General features: G+C 66.6%; 13 protein-coding genes. 4 read left to right on the top strand and 9 right to left on the bottom strand.

Annotated elements, in window-relative coordinates:
• Positions 1 to 15 precede the first annotated feature (15 nt).
• Positions 16 to 408: a hypothetical protein gene (locus LK540_RS21230; RefSeq protein WP_229439317.1), complete on the bottom strand. Its 393-nt coding sequence runs from the start codon at positions 406 to 408 to the stop codon at positions 16 to 18.
• A 133-nt stretch (positions 409 to 541) separates the two neighbouring features.
• Between LK540_RS21230 and LK540_RS21225 the strand changes: the two genes are divergently transcribed.
• Complete coding sequence (locus LK540_RS21225; protein WP_229439316.1) at positions 542 to 862, top strand: Dabb family protein; 321 nt, start codon at positions 542 to 544, stop codon at positions 860 to 862.
• Positions 863 to 874: 12 nt separating this feature from the next.
• Here the strand turns inward: LK540_RS21225 and LK540_RS21220 are convergent, their stop codons facing one another.
• From LK540_RS21220 to LK540_RS21200, 5 genes are all read right to left on the bottom strand, one after another.
• A complete protein-coding gene (locus LK540_RS21220; RefSeq protein WP_229439315.1) occupies positions 875 to 1,249 on the bottom strand; it encodes a hypothetical protein in 375 nt (124 codons plus the stop codon).
• A 161-nt stretch (positions 1,250 to 1,410) separates the two neighbouring features.
• The gene (locus tag LK540_RS21215) at positions 1,411 to 3,894 is read right to left on the bottom strand and encodes a DUF262 domain-containing protein (RefSeq protein WP_229439314.1); all 2,484 of its coding nucleotides are present in this window, start codon (positions 3,892 to 3,894) and stop codon (positions 1,411 to 1,413) included.
• 189 nt (positions 3,895 to 4,083) lie between these two features.
• Positions 4,084 to 5,376: a sorbosone dehydrogenase family protein gene (locus LK540_RS21210; RefSeq protein WP_229439313.1), complete on the bottom strand. Its 1,293-nt coding sequence runs from the start codon at positions 5,374 to 5,376 to the stop codon at positions 4,084 to 4,086.
• Positions 5,373 to 5,804 (bottom strand): DUF2231 domain-containing protein, encoded by a 432-nt coding sequence (locus LK540_RS21205; RefSeq protein ID WP_229439312.1) that lies wholly within the window; start codon positions 5,802 to 5,804, stop codon positions 5,373 to 5,375. Before LK540_RS21205 ends, LK540_RS21210 begins: the two co-directional genes overlap by 4 nt.
• 127 nt (positions 5,805 to 5,931) lie before the next feature.
• A complete protein-coding gene (locus LK540_RS21200; protein WP_229439311.1) occupies positions 5,932 to 6,855 on the bottom strand; it encodes a LysR family transcriptional regulator in 924 nt (307 codons plus the stop codon).
• A gap of 131 nt (positions 6,856 to 6,986) precedes the next feature.
• On the opposite strand from LK540_RS21200, the gene LK540_RS21195 reads away from it, so the two are divergent.
• Positions 6,987 to 7,397: a RidA family protein gene (locus LK540_RS21195; protein WP_229439310.1), complete on the top strand. Its 411-nt coding sequence runs from the start codon at positions 6,987 to 6,989 to the stop codon at positions 7,395 to 7,397.
• Here LK540_RS21195 and LK540_RS21190 read toward each other — a convergent pair.
• Both LK540_RS21190 and LK540_RS21185 read right to left on the bottom strand, forming a co-directional pair.
• Entirely contained in the window at positions 7,388 to 8,413 is a 1,026-nt protein-coding gene (locus tag LK540_RS21190) for an EthD domain-containing protein (protein ID WP_229439309.1), read from the bottom strand. The two genes, LK540_RS21195 and LK540_RS21190, sit on opposite strands and share 10 nt — an antisense overlap.
• 91 nt (positions 8,414 to 8,504) lie before the next feature.
• A complete protein-coding gene (locus LK540_RS21185; RefSeq protein WP_229439308.1) occupies positions 8,505 to 10,184 on the bottom strand; it encodes a hypothetical protein in 1,680 nt (559 codons plus the stop codon).
• A gap of 111 nt (positions 10,185 to 10,295) precedes the next feature.
• Here LK540_RS21185 and LK540_RS21180 point away from each other — a divergent pair, with 111 nt between their 5' ends.
• Both LK540_RS21180 and LK540_RS21175 read left to right on the top strand, forming a co-directional pair.
• Positions 10,296 to 11,498: a hypothetical protein gene (locus LK540_RS21180; protein WP_229439307.1), complete on the top strand. Its 1,203-nt coding sequence runs from the start codon at positions 10,296 to 10,298 to the stop codon at positions 11,496 to 11,498.
• A 6-nt stretch (positions 11,499 to 11,504) separates the two neighbouring features.
• Positions 11,505 to 12,074 carry a hypothetical protein gene (locus LK540_RS21175; RefSeq protein WP_229439306.1) on the top strand — a complete coding sequence of 190 codons (570 nt, stop codon included), beginning with the start codon at positions 11,505 to 11,507 and terminating at the stop codon, positions 12,072 to 12,074.
• A gap of 45 nt (positions 12,075 to 12,119) precedes the next feature.
• Here LK540_RS21175 and LK540_RS21170 read toward each other — a convergent pair whose 3' ends face one another.
• Positions 12,120 to 15,296 carry an error-prone DNA polymerase gene (locus tag LK540_RS21170; protein WP_229439305.1) on the bottom strand — a complete coding sequence of 1,059 codons (3,177 nt, stop codon included), beginning with the start codon at positions 15,294 to 15,296 and terminating at the stop codon, positions 12,120 to 12,122.
• Positions 15,297 to 15,328: the final 32 nt, after the last annotated feature.

The raw sequence follows: 15,328 nt of genomic DNA, 5'->3' as shown, positions 1-15,328 counted from the left end.
GCGCCGCGGCCAGGCTCAGATCTTGATCACGCGCGTCATCCGGATCGTGTGCTGCTGCTCCTTGCCTTCGGCCGTCCAGCGCTGGTGCGCTTCCAGGGTCGATTCGTCGACGCGGCGCCACTCGAAGCGGCTGGGTGCGTTCACCGGCTCGAAGACGGCGCTGTCGGCGCCGATGCTCGACGCGCGCCAGGTGAAGTCGCCCCAGGTCGAGGTGACTTCGCCGTCCTCGTAGGCGATGGTGCTGCCGTCGGTGCGCTCGGCGAAGCTCTCGTCGGCGTAGCGGTGCGACTGGAACACCTTGGCTTCGGGATGGTCGTACTCTTCGAAGAAGGGCTTGCCGTCGGCGCTTTCGCCGCGCCAGCGGCCGACCAGGAACTGCAACTGCGCGAAGTCTTCGATGCTGAACATGGCGTGCTCCTTTGGCTTATCGGTCCGCGCACTCTACACGCTTCGTAACGGACGCGGCACGCGCATGCATGGGGCGCGCACGGAACAGCCGGGGCGTGTAAGATTGCTTATCTTTTTATTCACCTTCCATTCCATGACCGCCAACGCTTCCGCCACCCTGCGCCACGTCGTTCTGTTCGCCTTCAAGGAAGACGCCACGCCCGAGCAAGTCGATGCCGTGGTCGCCGACTTCGCCACCCTGCCCGGCGCCATCCCGGGCATCGTTTCCTACGAATGGGGCACCAACGTCAGCCCGGAAGGCCTGAACGACGGCTTCACCCACTGCTTCACGCTGACGTTTGCCAGCGCCGAGGCGCGCGACGGCTACCTGGTGCACCCGGCGCACGCACGCTTCGTCGACACCCTGGGCGCGAGCCTGGCGCGCTCGCTGGTGCTGGATTACTGGGCGCAGTAAGCGGCGTTGTGGTCAGTCGCTGACCACGTGCCAAACATCCATCGCCTTGTCGCCCTTGCGTTCGCCAGGCTTGGCGTCCTTGGCGTACAGGTAGAGCGGCTTGCCCTTGTAGGCCAGCTGCTTCGAGCCGTCGTCGCGCGTGACGGTCGAGTACGGAGAGGCGACGCTGCCGCCCGTGACCGGCACCGGCGGCCACATTGATGCACACTGGCCGTTGCAGGCGCTCTTGCCCGAGCCGGCCGTGTCCTTGTCGAAGGTATAGACCGTCATGCCCGCGGCATCGGTCAGGATGCCGTCGGTTTTCTTGAGCGACTGGCTGAGCGCGGAGCCGCTCGCCAGCACGAGTACGGCGCCCAGGGCGCCGAGTACCGGATACATTGTCTTCATGGCTTACTCCCAATGCGAAACGGATGAATCTCCAGTATAGGCAAGGAAGCGGTCGACGCGCGATGCCGCGTCTCTAGAAGGCGACATGCTTGCCGACATATCGTATCGGTGCGCATGAATCGATGATGCCGGGCCGCTATCAGCGCGGCCTGGTGCGCGCCTCAGTTGATGGGAGAACCGCCAGCGCCGAAAGCGGCATCGATCTTCCTCGCCCATTCCTGCATCAGGTGCAGGCTCGTCGCTTCGTCCTGGACATACAGATAGGAGCCGCTGTAGTCGCTGTTGACGTGAAGCAGGTCCGGGTCGCATCCGTGTTCGGTGGCAAACACCTGCTTGTCGAACCCATGAGGGGCCTTGGCGATGGAAAACGGCGCCGTGTCCTTCCAGAAGCGGTACAGGCAGGCATACGGACGCTTCCGTCCCCAAAGACCTGCGCTCATCTGCCCAATCCGGACATTGCGCCAGCTGATATGCAAGGTCTTGCGCTGGCTGTTCGGCCCCTGGGTCGTCACGTCAACCTTGAAACCGTGGTCTTTCAGCATATGGATAACGCGCCACGCGAACGCGCTCGGCGCACTGCCGGTATAGCCTGGAAGGGCAGGTACGAACGGCGGGTCGCCGGAATCAGGACAAGCCTGCAGCCGGTCCGCTCCGGCAGCCAGGGGCACTGCCAGGTAATCGTTCTGGCTGGCCGAGGCGAGCGCAGGAGCGGCGGATGCAGGATGCCGTGGTAGCGTCTCCGCGCCAGCCTGGACCAGCCCTGGCCAGATCTGGATCACCTGCTCACTCAAATACGCCGTCCTCCGCTCGATCGCCGCTTCATTCCAGTCATCGGCCTCTGCTTCATGGAAGTAACGGGTGAGATTGAGCCTGCTGAATTTCAGCAGCTCGCGACGCTTGTCGGCCCAAGCGGCATTCGATAACGACGGATTCAGGCTACCCGTGATCAGGCTCAGATTGCCCAGCGTGTTGATCAGGCGCTCGCGGCGCTGGCGCGCTTTTTGTTCCCTGATCGGATCGGGTGCTCCGGTAACAGGGTCGAGCACATCGTCTTTCCCGAGGGGCCAGTGGGCGGCCCAGGCTTGCGGCATCACGTGTTCGATGGTCAGGTCCGGCGGCAAGGCCTGGGCTTCGCTCTTGCTGGCATACGCATGGGCATCCAACGCCTCCAGGATTGCCCTCACCTTTGCCTGTGCGAGACGGCCGTAGAGAGGCGACTCCGCCAGGGCGGTCGATACGGATTGGTCGTCCGGATAGCGGATACTGTCCGCACCGCTCTTCGCCATGTGTTCGGAGACGGCGGCCGCGCTCAATTTGCCGTTGCGGTCGATCGTCCGGATCAGGTCGACGAAGTAACGGTTGTAGTGCTTCCCGGTGAGGTGGCAGATCATACGCCGCATCAGGTAGGACTCGACCAGGACCAGGATGGCGTCGAACTCGGACGTGGCATGCGGCACCAGTTCCGCGTAGGCATACAGCAGGAACGGAAAGACCGTCGTCGTATCGACGGCTTCCAGCCTGAGCAGGAAAGTCTGCAGGCGAGCGTGATGGTTTGGTGCGAACAGGGCCTTGAAGACCTCGGCATAGCGCGACAGCTGGGCGATGTGGTCCGCAGCCGTTTTCGGCACGACCAGCAGCGAACCGTCGATCTCCTCCGGACGCATCACGAAGGCCTTGAAGGCATTGAACAAATGCGAGGCCTTGACCTCCTCGCGCATCATCATCGTCAGGTAATGGCTGATGAACACATCGACGCGCGGCCGCTTGATACGTCCCTGCTTGACTTCCTCGCGCCACCAGCTCGTCTCGAATTGATGCCAGTGGTTGTCATACAGCCTCTCGACGTCTTCGTTGTCGGCGGCAGCCCGGCGGAACAGGAAGTTCTTGATCAGGTCAGCCGGCAGCAAGTCCTCGCCGCGCGCATTCAGCGTCTCGAAAATGACCTGGGTTTCATCCTCCTTGTCGAGATCGATCACGACGACCTGCAGGCACTCTTTCACGACATGCCACAGCGAATCGAAGCGGTCGTCGACCGTTTTTTTCGATAGCAGTTCCGCATCGGCATCGTCATCCAGGCGTCCCTTGAACCAGTCCGCCAACTGGGTGTGGAAGAAGCGGTACGCACCGATGATGTTATTCGCATGCTCGTCGACGTCGCGCGAGCGCTTGAGCGCCTCGTTTATTTTTTCGGGCGAACCCGCCTCGTGCACAAGCCGGAACGCCGCGCGGTTGCTGTTCGTCGGCCAGACCTTGAATACCTCGTCATCGTGATCGATCCTGCTGCGCCGGTTTGCTACCAGGTCGGTGAATCGCTCGACGTACTTGTTCGTACGATGGAAGCCTGCCAGATCGCGCGCCGCCATCAGGAACAACTGCAAGGTCGTGAATCGCTGCTGCCCATCGATCACCTGGCGGCTCTCGATCGACCCGGTCGGGTTCGGCAATTGCTCGAGCACGACCGCGCCGAGAAAGTGCGCGTGTACTTTTGCGCCGCGCAGATGCTTGTCGAGCAGGGTCTGGATGTCTTCCCAGAGCGGCTCCCAGTTATCGTCCTTTTTCCAGACATAGGGACGCTGAAACAAGGGGATCTGGTAGGTAATCGTCTGGTCGAAAATGCGTTCCAGCTTGCGGGTATTCGCGTCCATCCTGGTGTTCTCGCTGCACAAATTGTTCAAGAAGAACGAGTCTACACCCTGGATGCATTCAAGAAATAAAAATGTGCCGACGCCGCCGGCATGCCGCACGATGCCTGGCAATGGCAATGGCAATGGAAATGGAACAAGCCGGACACCAGTTGGTGTCCGGCTTGTTCCGGCTTTTCAGGCAACCTGCGGTTAGCGGTTGCGCGTCACCCGCCACACCGTATTCGCCAGGTCGTCGGCCACGATCAGCGCGCCGCGCGGGTCGACGGTGACGCCGACCGGGCGTCCGCGCGTCTTGCCCTCTTCCGTGCGGAAGCCGGTCACGAAGTCGATCGGCTGGCCGGACGGACGTCCATTCGCGAACGGCACGAAGATCACCTTGTAGCCCACCGGCTGGTCGCGGTTCCAGCTGCCGTGCTCGCCAACGAAGGCGCCGCTGGCGAACTTGTCGCCCATCGCGGCCTGCGAGAACGACAGGCCCAGCGCGGCCACGTGCGAGCCCAGGCTGTAGTCGGGCTTGATGGCGGCGGCCACCTTCTTCGGGTCGCCCGGCTTGACGCGCGGGTCGACGTTCTGGCCCCAGTAGCTGTACGGCCAGCCGTAGAAGCCGCCTTCGCGCACCGAGGTCAGGTAGTCCGGCACCAGGTCCGGACCCAGCTCGTCGCGCTCGTTCACCACCGAGAACAACTGCCCGGTTTCCGGGTGCATGGCCAGGGCGGTCGGGTTGCGGATGCCGGTGGCGTAGGGCTTGTGGGCGCCGCTGGCGGCGTCGATCTGCCACACCTCGGCCCGGTTCAGTTCGGCCTCCATGCCGCGCTCGGTGATGTTGCTGTTCGAGCCGATGCCGACGTACAGGAAGCGGCCGTCGGCGCTGACGGTCAGCGACTTGGTCCAGTGGTGGTTGATCTCGGACGGCAGCTTGGCCACGCTAGTTGGGGCGCCGGCGGCTTTCGTCTGGCCCTCCTGGTAGTCGAAGCTGACCAGCTCGTCCTGGTTGGCCACGTACAGCTTGTTGTTCGCGAACGCCAGGCCGTACGGGGCGTTCAGGTTCTCGGCGAAGACGGTCTTCAGCTCGTAGGTGCCGTCGCCGTCGGCGTCGCGCAGCAGGGTCAGGCGGTTGCCGCTTTTCACCTTGGTGTTGCCCTTGGCCTTGATGTAGCCGGCGATCACGTCCTTCGGCTTGAGCTTGGCCGCGCTGCCGCCACGCCCTTCCGCCACCAGGATGTCGCCGTTCGGCAGCACCAGGGTCTGGCGTGGAATCTGCAAGTCGGTGGCGATGGCCGTGACGCTGTAGCCCTCGGGCACGGTCGGCTTCTGGTCGCCCCAGGGCGTCGGCTCGGCGATCTTCATGCTCGGCAGCAGGCCGCGCTGCTGTTCCGGCAGCTTGGGATCGGGGCCGCGCGCCTGGGTGTCGGCGCCTTTTTCGCCGCATGCGCCGAGCAGCAGCGCCATGCTCACGAATGCGAGTGCGTTCGAACGTTTCATTGCACACCTCCCGTGCGTGGGGTCAGGCCCACCCAGGCCGCCAGGCAGCTCAGCAGGAACACGATGGCCGACAATACCAGCCCGGCCGGCATCACGGCCCAGGCATCCTTGGCGTGCTGGAAGCAATCGATCAGGCCCAGGACGAAGGTTGCCAGCAGCAACAGGAAATAGGTCAGCGGATAGCCGCCCTTGCGTTGCGCGCGCACCAGGTTAATCAGGGCAAACAGCAGCGCCAGCCCGCAGAAGAGTTCGGCGCCAGCCAGCAGCCAGGAAGCGAAATTGCTCCACTGGATCTGGTAGCTCTGGTAGTAGGCGATATCGTTCAGCAATGCGCCGAGGAACAGGGGAACGCTCCCGGCAAGCAGGATGGTGTGAAGCCGGCCGGGCGGGCTTCGGTAGGCCGAACCGGCCGTAACGACAGAAGACATGGACTTGTCCTTGATGGTGATTTTGACAAGTCATCATAGCGGCTATGGGAATGCCCTGTCGCATAGTTGAGTCGGGGGCAGCCCTGCCTCACAATCAGGCGCGCCGCCGCTTCCGCCGCTTCCGCTATCACGCGCCGGCGCGCTGCGCCAGCGGCGCGTGCTCGGCCATCAGCTCGCCCATCCAGTCGATGAACACGCGCAGCTTCTTGCTGGGATGGCGGTTCGGCGGATACGCCACGTAGAGCGGCATCGGGTCGATGCGCCAATCCTCGAACAGGGGCAGCAGCCTGCCCGCCTCCGCATGCCCGCGCGCCATGTAGTCGGGCAGCCATAGCACGCCCAGGCCGGCCAGCCCCGCCGCCAGGTAGGCGTTGCCATCGTCGATGGACAGCACGTGGCGCCCGCCGATCTGCACCATCTCGCCGTCCTTGTGCATCGCATACGGAAAGGCGCCGTTGCGCGACCAGCGAAAGCGCACGATGCGGTGCCGCGCGTCCAGCAACTCCTGCGGATGCCCTGGCATGCCGGCCTGGGCCAGGTAGGCTGGCGCCGCGTACACGCCCAGGCGCAGGTCGCCGATGTGGCGGGCGATGAGCGCACCGTCGGTCACGGCGCCGCCGCGCACCACGCAGTCGATGTTCTCGCCCACCAGGTCGACCTTGCGGTCGCTGGCGCCGAGGTCGAAGCGGATCTCGGGATAGCGCGCGTGGAAGCGGGGCAGCGCCGGTATCAGGATCATCGTCGCAAACGGGCTCGGCACGTCGACGCGCAGCACGCCGCTGGGCGCCGCCAGCGCATTCGGCAGGCTGGTCTCCACATCCTCGAGGTCGGCCAACAGGCGCACGATGCGCTCGTAATACGCGGCGCCGTCGGCCGTGACGCCCACCTTGCGCGTGGTGCGGTTCAGCAGCTTCAGGCGCAGGCGCGCTTCGAGCTGCTGCACCAGCTGGGTCACCGTGGTGCGGTTCATGTGCAGGGTCTGCGCCGCCTTCGTAAAACTGCCTGCTTCGACCACCCTGGCGAAGACCCGCATCGCGTCGAACCTGTCCACGCCGCCTCCTGTTTGATTATTTGGATTATACAAACAGTCTTGCACAAAACTGCCCGTTTATCCGCGATCCCTGGGCAGGCAGAATGCTGTCATCGGCCGGCGCATTGCCGGCTTCACCAAAGGAGACAGCAATGACAGTACGCGACGTCGTGTTCCCGGCCGGACGCCAGGCTTTATATGAAAAGAACCATTATTCGCCGGCGGTGCGCGCGGGCGGCTTCTTGTTCGTCTCGGGCCAGGTCGGCAGCCGCGAGGATGGGTCGCCCGAGCCGGAACTGGACGCTCAGGTGCGGCGCGCCTTCCAGAACCTGAACGCCGTGCTGGCGGCGGCGGAATGCAGCTTCGACGACGTGGTCGACGTGACCATCTTCATCGTCGACCCGGAAACGCGCTTCGAACAAATCTGGGGCGTGGCCCAGGAATTCTGGGGCGGCCCGCCTCACCCCACCGTAACCGCGGTCGGCGTGACCTGGCTGTATGGCTTCCAGTTCGAGATCAAGGTGGTGGCGCGCCTGCCCGAGGGCAGGCAGGATCAGGCCTGATCCTGTGCGCCGGACGCGGGCAGCGCGGTCGCCACTTCCGGCATCAAACGGTTGATCACGCTGTAGTTGATGCCGGTCCACCACTCCGAACCCTCGCCCAGCAGCGCATCGTACGAGGCCTGGATGGCCGCGTAATCGTCGCTGACGACGTAATCCTCGACGTCGTTCAGCGACGCGAACGACAGCACCGACACCGCGTCGATCCGGCTGCCCTCGGGGTCTTTCTGGGTCGAGCCGATGTTGTGCAGCTGGGCGTAGCGGCGCACGAATTCGCGCGTGGCCGGCTGGGCCAGCACCAGCCGGGCATGCTCGCCCAGCAGGCGTTCCTGGAAAGCCTCGCGCGACAGGTGGGATGCGCGCATGTGGATCATCACCAGGCTCACCGGATCGCGGTGGCGCGCGCTCGGTATCAGGATGTATTCGCGCGTGATCTCGCGCGTGACCATGCGGAAGGCCACCTGCTCGTCGGCCACGATGCGCTTGTCGAACTTGTCCTGGCCCAGCGTGCGCTCGATGTCGTCTTCGTCGGCATAGGCGATGTAGGCAAAGCCGTCCCAGCGCGGGCGATCGTAAGGCGGGACGCGCTTTTCCGGATCGTCGGGCAGCCTGCCTTCGTCCGTCACCATCGCGCGGTAAGGCGGGGCGAAGAAGGAGGATGGGCCGGAGGCGATGCGGTGCACCTGGTCGTAGCGCAGCACGGCCGCCGACGAGCTGCCCGGCTCGTCCCAGGCGAACTTCGGGCCATGCACCTTGCGCCAGTATTCGTCCCAGTGCTCGAAGGCGAGGTTCGGCTCGCCTTCCAGCGCCAGCGCGTGCGGGCGCCAGTTCGGGAAATGCACCTCGTGGCCATGGCGGCTTTTCGAGGCGCCGCTGTCCTGCGGGCGTTCGCCGCGCGCGGTAGCGTCCACGCGGCTCACAAAGGTCGGCGTCACGATCAGGGGTTTGCCCGTGGGCGCGTGGGTGGCGCCCAGGGGTGGGCGGTGCTGGTTGTCGGTACGGTCGAAATCGGTGGCCATGGCGTGCTTTCCCGTGGATGGAACACGGACGATACGCGCGCAGCCATCCGGGCTCGGTTCGCTACTTCACCGACCGCCGCGATACGCCGCGTTAGATGCCTGCGACCGCCGGGACCAGCATGGCGCCGACCAGCGCGCACTGCGCCAGCAGCGCGGCCGTCCGCGTCCCGTAGACGACACGCTTGAACGCGAACGGCGCCGCGGCCGCCAGCAGGGCGCAGCCGATGCCGGCCATGGCGACGGCGGACGGTGGCATGGGCGCCGTGGCCATGTACAGGACCACGGCGCCCGCCACGGCAAGCAGCGACCCGATCGACGCGCAGATGCGCTGGGAGCGGACGGCCGCCGCCTGCAGCGATGCCGCCTGCGTCAAACCCGGAAAGGCTTGCAGCAGGCCGCGGGCGAGACGGCCGCACTCCCCCAGCCTGCCGTTCTCCAGGGCCGCTGCGGCGGCAGCCAGCCCCTGCCCGGCGTAGTCGGCCACCGGGCCTTCGGAAGCGAACACCGCGCTGCCTTTCCTGGCGTAGCCCTGTTCGTGGTCAGCCGTCGCCAGGCCGGGCGCGACGGTCCATAAAGTCAGCACCCCGCCGTCGAACAGGTAATCGACCTTCACCAGCGGCAGCGCATACTCGCTGTACCACTGGCGGACGATGCGTTCCACCGGCCCGCCGGACACGTCGACGCGTTCCAGGTTGGAGCGGTAGCGCACGTGGCGCTTCGACTCCTCGACCAGGCGCTGCCCGGCCTGGCCCAGCGCCGTAGCGGCCGCGCCCTGCGCCAAGCCAGGTGCGCCGTCGAACTGCTGCGCCGACAGTTCGCAGGCGGCGCCGATCTCGACATGCCGCTGCAGCCAGGCGGAGACTTCTTCCGGCACCATGGCGGCATACTCGGGCGGCATGACCCAGGCGTCCGCCAGCTTTTCGGCATGGCTGGCGGTAAGGTGCAGCGAAGTGACGAGCGTGCCGCTGCCCGCGCAGGGCGTGCAGGCGATTTTGCCTTCGCCGCTGCAGCCGCCGCACCGGACCTGTCCCGCCGCGTCGCAGGTGGCACAGCGGACGCTGCCCCGGCGCGAGCAGGCGCCGCAGGCCTTGATGCCGTCGCGGCATTCGTTGCAGCGGGTATAGCCGCGGCCATGGCACAGCGTGCAGCGCTCGCCGTTGTGGCGCGTCCCGGAGCGGCAGCCATCGCATTTGCGCTCGCCATGCCCGTTGCAGGTCCAGCACTTCTTTTCGCCAGCGCCGCTGCAGGCGCTGCAGTCGACTTCACGTCCGCCGCCGCAGGAGCGGCAGGCCGTCTGCCCTTGCCCGCCGCACTTGGCGCAGCGCGTGCTGCCGGCCGCACCGCAGGCGGCGCAATCCTTGGCCAGGTCGGAATAGCGCACCTTTTTCGTGACCGCGGGTGGTAACACGCCGGGTTGCATGTCGGCGGCGCTGGCGCCGGCGATGTGGTCCCAGATCGGAAAACCGTCGTCCCTGAAGTTCCGTTTTTCGGGAACCGCACCGCGTTGCAGGGCCTCCGTCTTGCTGGCGACGCTGCGGGTTTCGTAGCGGGTGCGCAGCTGCAGCTTCGTCACCGGAAACAGTGTGGCACGCGTGAGCAGCATGCGGTCGGACAGGCGCGCCAGCTCCACCACGCCATGGCTGTCGAGCCAGGCTTGCACGCTTGTGCGCACCGCATCGATCCCGGCGGCGTCGAGGACGCGCACACCGGTAGCAGTGGCAGTTGCAGTGGCGGGTACGGCAACGGCGGCGGGGCCGGTCAGGGTAGCCATGCTGGTCTCCGATGAGGAAGATATTGCAGTTTCTAAAAAGCAATTTATTATAGCTGAGGGAAGGCGCTTTCCAGCGCCGATGAGCCTCCACTTTTTCCAACGAACCGACCCATGAATCTTCTCGACTGGCATCGCGTCTTCGACGGCTGCACCGACCTGGATGCGATCCACGGCCGCTGGCAGGACGCGGCGCAGGCGCATTACCTGAACCCGGGCCATGCGACGCCGGAATACCAGGACGCCCTGCTCTCCTTCGTCGCCACCTCCACGCTGCCGGCGCCCCTGAAGCTGGGCGCCCTGCTGGCCTGCGTGAGCGGCTACGACTTCGACCTGCGGCTGGCGGTCGGCGTGCTCGACGACCTGGACGACGACAGCGCATATACCGATTGGCCCGCAGCCCTTGCCGATACGGCCGGCCTGCTCGGTCCCTGCCCGGCACTCATGGAACACGACCTGGCGCGCGACCCGGCGCTCGCGCATTTCGCGCTCGGCCCCCTGGCCAGCCTGCGCGAGGCGCTGCGCTGGAACGGGGAAGACCACGCGCACTGGCGCGCGGCGTTCTGGCAGGCGTATGCCGGTCTCGCCTGCCGCTGGGCCGACAGCGCCGCGCTCGACCTGGCGCTGGCGCGCGGCGTCCGGCTCACGGACCTGGTTCCCGCTGCACTCGACGTGCTGGCCGAAGGCGTCCACTCGCCGGCGCGCGATGCGCCCTGGTACACCGAGGGCCGCAGCAACGCCGGCTACCTCGCCCTCATCGACCGCCTGCGCGCAGCCGGCCTCGATCTGCATCGGGAGTCCGCCACGGTGCTCACGGCGGCAGCACGCGCCGACAATGCGCAGATGCTGGAACAGCTGGCCACGCGCGGCGCCGACCTGGCGCTGGCCGGGCCGCAAGCATTGGCGGCGGCCGCATCGAACGCCGCCCACGATGCCGTCGCCTGGCTGCTCGAGCACGGCGTGACCGACGCCGCCGCGCTCGACGACGCCCTGCTCGCGGCGGTGTCGACGCTCGACGAGACCCTGGTCGAGATGCTGCTGGATGCCGGCGCCAGCCTCGGTTCGCTGCAGGAACAGGCCCTGTGCGCAGCATGCGCGGCCAGGCCTTTCGACCTGTACAACGGCGAAACCGAATTCATCGTGCAAAGGGCCGACATGCTGGTCTCGCTGGCCCTACGCGGCGCGCCCCTGGACCACCCGCGCTTCATCGCCAGCCTGCGCTGCGCCGCCCAGGGCCCGAGGCTGCTGGCGGCCTTGCGCGGCCATCCCGGCCTGGAGGCGCGGCATCGGCAAGCGCTTGCCGCCGCCGGAGATTGAGAGCCCATGGAGGACGCCACCGCCACCGACAACCGCGTGCGCCAGGACCTGGCCAGCCTGGCCGCGGCCGGCCTGCAACTGCCCGCATTCCTCGTGCTGTCCACGAAGCCCGATGGCAGGCTGGTCTGGCTCGAGGCCGGACTCGTTCCCGTGGCCGAGCACTGGCTGGCCAACGCTTGCCGCGAGCCGCTGCTGCCGCAGGCGCCCGAACTCGTATCGCAGCTTGCCGTGGCCATGAGCGGGATACTGGAGAGCTTCCTGGCGCTGCATGCGGAGGGCGCGAGCGAGCAGCAGCGGCACTGGCTGGCCTGGGACATGCAGCGCGCGGTGGTCATTGACTGGCTCGCCGACACCGGAATACGGGAAGTGAATGCGGCGGCGCTGGCCTGGAGCCGGATGGCGCAGGCGGCGCATCCTGCCGATGAAGCCGATGCCGCCTCGCGGACCTGGGACCTGGTTCACACGCTGCCCGAGCTGTCCGGGCTGCACGACTGCCTGCTGCGCCAGATGGCGCAGCCGCCTGCCGTGGAACCGGAGGCGGCGCCGCGCATCTGCGGCATGCGGCCGATCCGGTAACACGCCATGCCGTCTGCGGGCAGGCGGCGCGGCCGCTTGTCCGCCTCAGCAAAAATCCCGGCTGTTCGTCGCCAGCCTGCCCAGCAAATGCGACATGTCCACCAGCCGCTTGGCCACCAGGTGCTTCACCTGCCCCTGGCTCTGCCAGACCCCGTACACGCCCAGCAGATGCGCCCCCAGCACCTCGCGCCGCTGCTGCTCGACCAGGTCGGGCCAGACGATCACGTTCACGTTGCCGGTCTCGTCTTCCAGCGTCACGAACAGCACGCCCTTGGCGGTGCCGGGACGCTGGCGTACGGTAACGATGCCGCAGCCGCGCGCCAGCTGGCCGTCGGCGTACTCGTTCAATACGGACGCCGGCATGAAGCGCTGCTTCAGCAGCTGCTTGCGCAAGAGCGCCAGCGGATGCCGCCCCAGCGTCAGCCCCTGGGCGCGGTAGTCGCCGACGATCTCGTCGCCCTCGCTCGGCGCCGCGAGCGCTGGCATCTCCTCATCCACCGTGGTCGGACGCAGCAAATCGCGGTCGGGCACCGCACCCACCGCCTGCCACAAGGCTTCGCGCCGGTGCCCGGCCAGCGAACGCAGGGCATTCGCGCCGGCCAGCACCTGCAGGTCGCTGCGGTCCAACCCTGCCCGGCGCGCCAGGTCGGCCACGCTGTCGAATGGCTTGATCGCGCGCGCATCCTCGATGCGCGCCACCGCTTCGCGGCTCATGCCGCGCTGCAGCGAAAGACCCAGGCGCACGGCCGGCTGGCGCGTGCGGTCGTGCAGTTCTTCCAGCGTCGAATCCCAGCCGCTGATGTTCACATCCACCGGCCGCACTTCGATGCCGTGGCGCTGCGCGTCCTGCACCAGTTGCGAGGGGCTGTAGAAGCCCATCGGCTGGCTGTTCAGGAGCGCGCAGAGGAAGGCGGCCGGCTCGTGGCACTTGACCCAGGAGCTGGCATAGGCGAGCAAGGCGAAGCTGGCCGCGTGCGACTCGGGGAAGCCGTATTCGCCGAAGCCCTGGATCTGGCTGAAGATCTGCTCGGCGAAGGCCAGGTCGTAGCCGCGCTCCAGCATGCCGCGTACGATGCGGTCGTAGTAGTGTTCCAGGCCGCCCTTGCGCTTCCAGGCCGCCATCGCGCGGCGCAGCTGGTCGGCCTCGCCCGGCGTGAAGCCGGCGCCGAGGATCGCCACCTGCATCACCTGCTCCTGGAAGATCGGCACGCCGAGCGTGCGCTCCAGCGCCACTTTCATCTGCTCGCTCGGATACACCACGGGTTCGAGTCCCTGACGCCGCCGCAGGTAAGGATGCACCATGCCGCCCTGGATCGGCCCCGGCCGCACCACCGCCACCTCGATCACCAGGTCATAGAAGACGCGCGGCTTCATGCGCGGCAGCATGCTCATTTGCGCGCGCGATTCGATCTGGAACACGCCCACCGTGTCGGCGGCGCAGATCATGTCGTAGGTCGCCTTGTCGTCGGGCGGGATGTCCTGCATCTCGAAGACGATGTCGTGGCGCAGGCTCACCAGCGCCAGCGCGCGCCGCAGCATCGACAGCATGCCCAGCGCCAGCACGTCGACCTTCATCAGGCCGAGTTCCTCGAGGTCGTTCTTGTCCCACTGGATGACGCTGCGGTCGACCATGGTGGCGTTCTCGATCGGCACCAGGCGCGAGAGCTTGCCGCGCGCGATGACGAAGCCGCCCGGGTGCTGCGACAAATGGCGCGGAAAGTTCAGCAGCTGCTGCGCCAGCGTGGCCCACTGCAGCGACAGCGGCGTATCCGGATCGAGGCCGCATTCGCCCAGGCGCATCAGCAGGTTCTCCTTGCTGTCGAACCAGTGGTGGTTCTTGCACACTTTTTCGATGATGGCGAGGTCGATGCCGAGCGCGCGGCCGCTGTCGCGCAGCGCGCTTTTCGGGCGGTAGCTGATGACCACCGCCGCCAGCGCCGCGCGCATGCGTCCGTACTTGGCGTAAATGTACTGGATGACCTCTTCGCGGCGCTGGTGTTCGAAGTCGACGTCGATGTCCGGCGGCTCGTTGCGCTCTTTCGAGATAAAGCGTTCGAACAGCAGGTTCGCCCGCGCCGGATCGACCTCGGTGATGCCGAGGCAGTAGCAGACCGCCGAATTCGCGGCCGATCCCCGCCCCTGGCACAGGATTTCCTGCGAACGGGCGAAGCGCACGATGTCGTACACGGTGAGAAAATAGTGTTCGTATTCCATCTCGGCGATCAGCGCCAGCTCGTGCTCGATCTGGGCCTGCACCCTGGCCGGGATACCCTCGCGGAAGCGCCGGTGCGCGCCGATATAGGTTTCGCTGCGCAGGAAACTGCTGGCCGTCTGCCCCGGCGGCACCACTTCGTTCGGGTACTCGTAGCGCAGTTCGTCGAGCGAAAAGGTGCAAGCCGAAGCGATACGCAGTGTCTCGTTCAGCGCTTCCTTCGAATAGATGTTCGCCAGGCGCAGGCGCGCGCGCAGGTGCTGCTCGGCGTTCTGCGCCAGGCCATAGCCGCATTCGGCCACCGGCTTGTTCAGGCGGGTGGCGGTGAGCGTGTCCTGCAGGGGCTTGCGGGAGCGCACATGCATCGTCACGTGCCCGAGCGCGACGATCGGCAGGCCGTGCTGCCAGCCCACTTCTTCCACCGTGATGCGGTGCGCTTCGTCGAGTGCGCGGTGCAGCAGCGTCAGGCCGATCCAGGCCCGGTTGCCGAACTGCTCGATCATCCACGCGGCCTGCGCGTGCAGGCGGTCGACGCCGGCCTGGTCGTGGCCGGGATAGCGCGGCAGCAGGATCGCCAGGCAGTCGGGCATGCCCTTCAGGTGCGCCAGCTCGCCTTGCGGGTCGGCGATGTCACCCGGGGTGAGGAAGTAGGTTCCCTTTTCGCTGCGCGTGCGGCCCAGCGTGATGAATTCGGACAGGTTGCCGTAGCCGTTGCGGTTACGGGCCAGCAGGATCAGCGACAGCGCCGGGCTGCCGTCCGGCTCCTGCAGGTGGAAATGGGCGCCGACGACGAAGGGCAGCCCCGCCTTCTTGGCCTCGGCATGGGCGCGCACCACGCCGGCCAGCGAGCATTCGTCGGTAAGCGCCAGCGCCGCGTAACCCAGCTTCACCGCCCGCGCCACCAGCTCCTCGGCATGCGAGGCGCCTTGCAGGAAGGAGAAGTTCGAGAGGCAGAACAGCTCGGCATAGTCGGGCAGGCCCTGCATCGATGGATCGGAAGGTAAAGGCATTCTTGACTGGGCTTGAGAAAAACGGGGGTGAC

Origin of the sequence: Massilia sp. IC2-278 (genome assembly GCF_020708045.1) — a bacterium.
In the GTDB taxonomy this organism is placed as follows: domain Bacteria; phylum Pseudomonadota; class Gammaproteobacteria; order Burkholderiales; family Burkholderiaceae_D; genus Telluria.
Note: the sequence above shows the minus strand (reverse complement) of the source record. Positions and strands in the feature narration are given on the sequence as shown.

Coding starts and splice junctions, on each gene's coding strand:
- LK540_RS21230 (WP_229439317.1), bottom strand. CDS start 408: ATGTTCAGCATCGAAGACTTCGCGCAGTTGCAGTTCCTGGTCGGCCGC.
- LK540_RS21225 (WP_229439316.1), top strand. CDS start 542: ATGACCGCCAACGCTTCCGCCACCCTGCGCCACGTCGTTCTGTTCGCC.
- LK540_RS21220 (WP_229439315.1), bottom strand. CDS start 1,249: ATGAAGACAATGTATCCGGTACTCGGCGCCCTGGGCGCCGTACTCGTG.
- LK540_RS21215 (WP_229439314.1), bottom strand. CDS start 3,894: ATGGACGCGAATACCCGCAAGCTGGAACGCATTTTCGACCAGACGATT.
- LK540_RS21210 (WP_229439313.1), bottom strand. CDS start 5,376: ATGAAACGTTCGAACGCACTCGCATTCGTGAGCATGGCGCTGCTGCTC.
- LK540_RS21205 (WP_229439312.1), bottom strand. CDS start 5,804: ATGTCTTCTGTCGTTACGGCCGGTTCGGCCTACCGAAGCCCGCCCGGC.
- LK540_RS21195 (WP_229439310.1), top strand. CDS start 6,987: ATGACAGTACGCGACGTCGTGTTCCCGGCCGGACGCCAGGCTTTATAT.
- LK540_RS21190 (WP_229439309.1), bottom strand. CDS start 8,413: ATGGCCACCGATTTCGACCGTACCGACAACCAGCACCGCCCACCCCTG.
- LK540_RS21185 (WP_229439308.1), bottom strand. CDS start 10,184: ATGGCTACCCTGACCGGCCCCGCCGCCGTTGCCGTACCCGCCACTGCA.
- LK540_RS21180 (WP_229439307.1), top strand. CDS start 10,296: ATGAATCTTCTCGACTGGCATCGCGTCTTCGACGGCTGCACCGACCTG.
- LK540_RS21175 (WP_229439306.1), top strand. CDS start 11,505: ATGGAGGACGCCACCGCCACCGACAACCGCGTGCGCCAGGACCTGGCC.
- LK540_RS21170 (WP_229439305.1), bottom strand. CDS start 15,296: ATGCCTTTACCTTCCGATCCATCGATGCAGGGCCTGCCCGACTATGCC.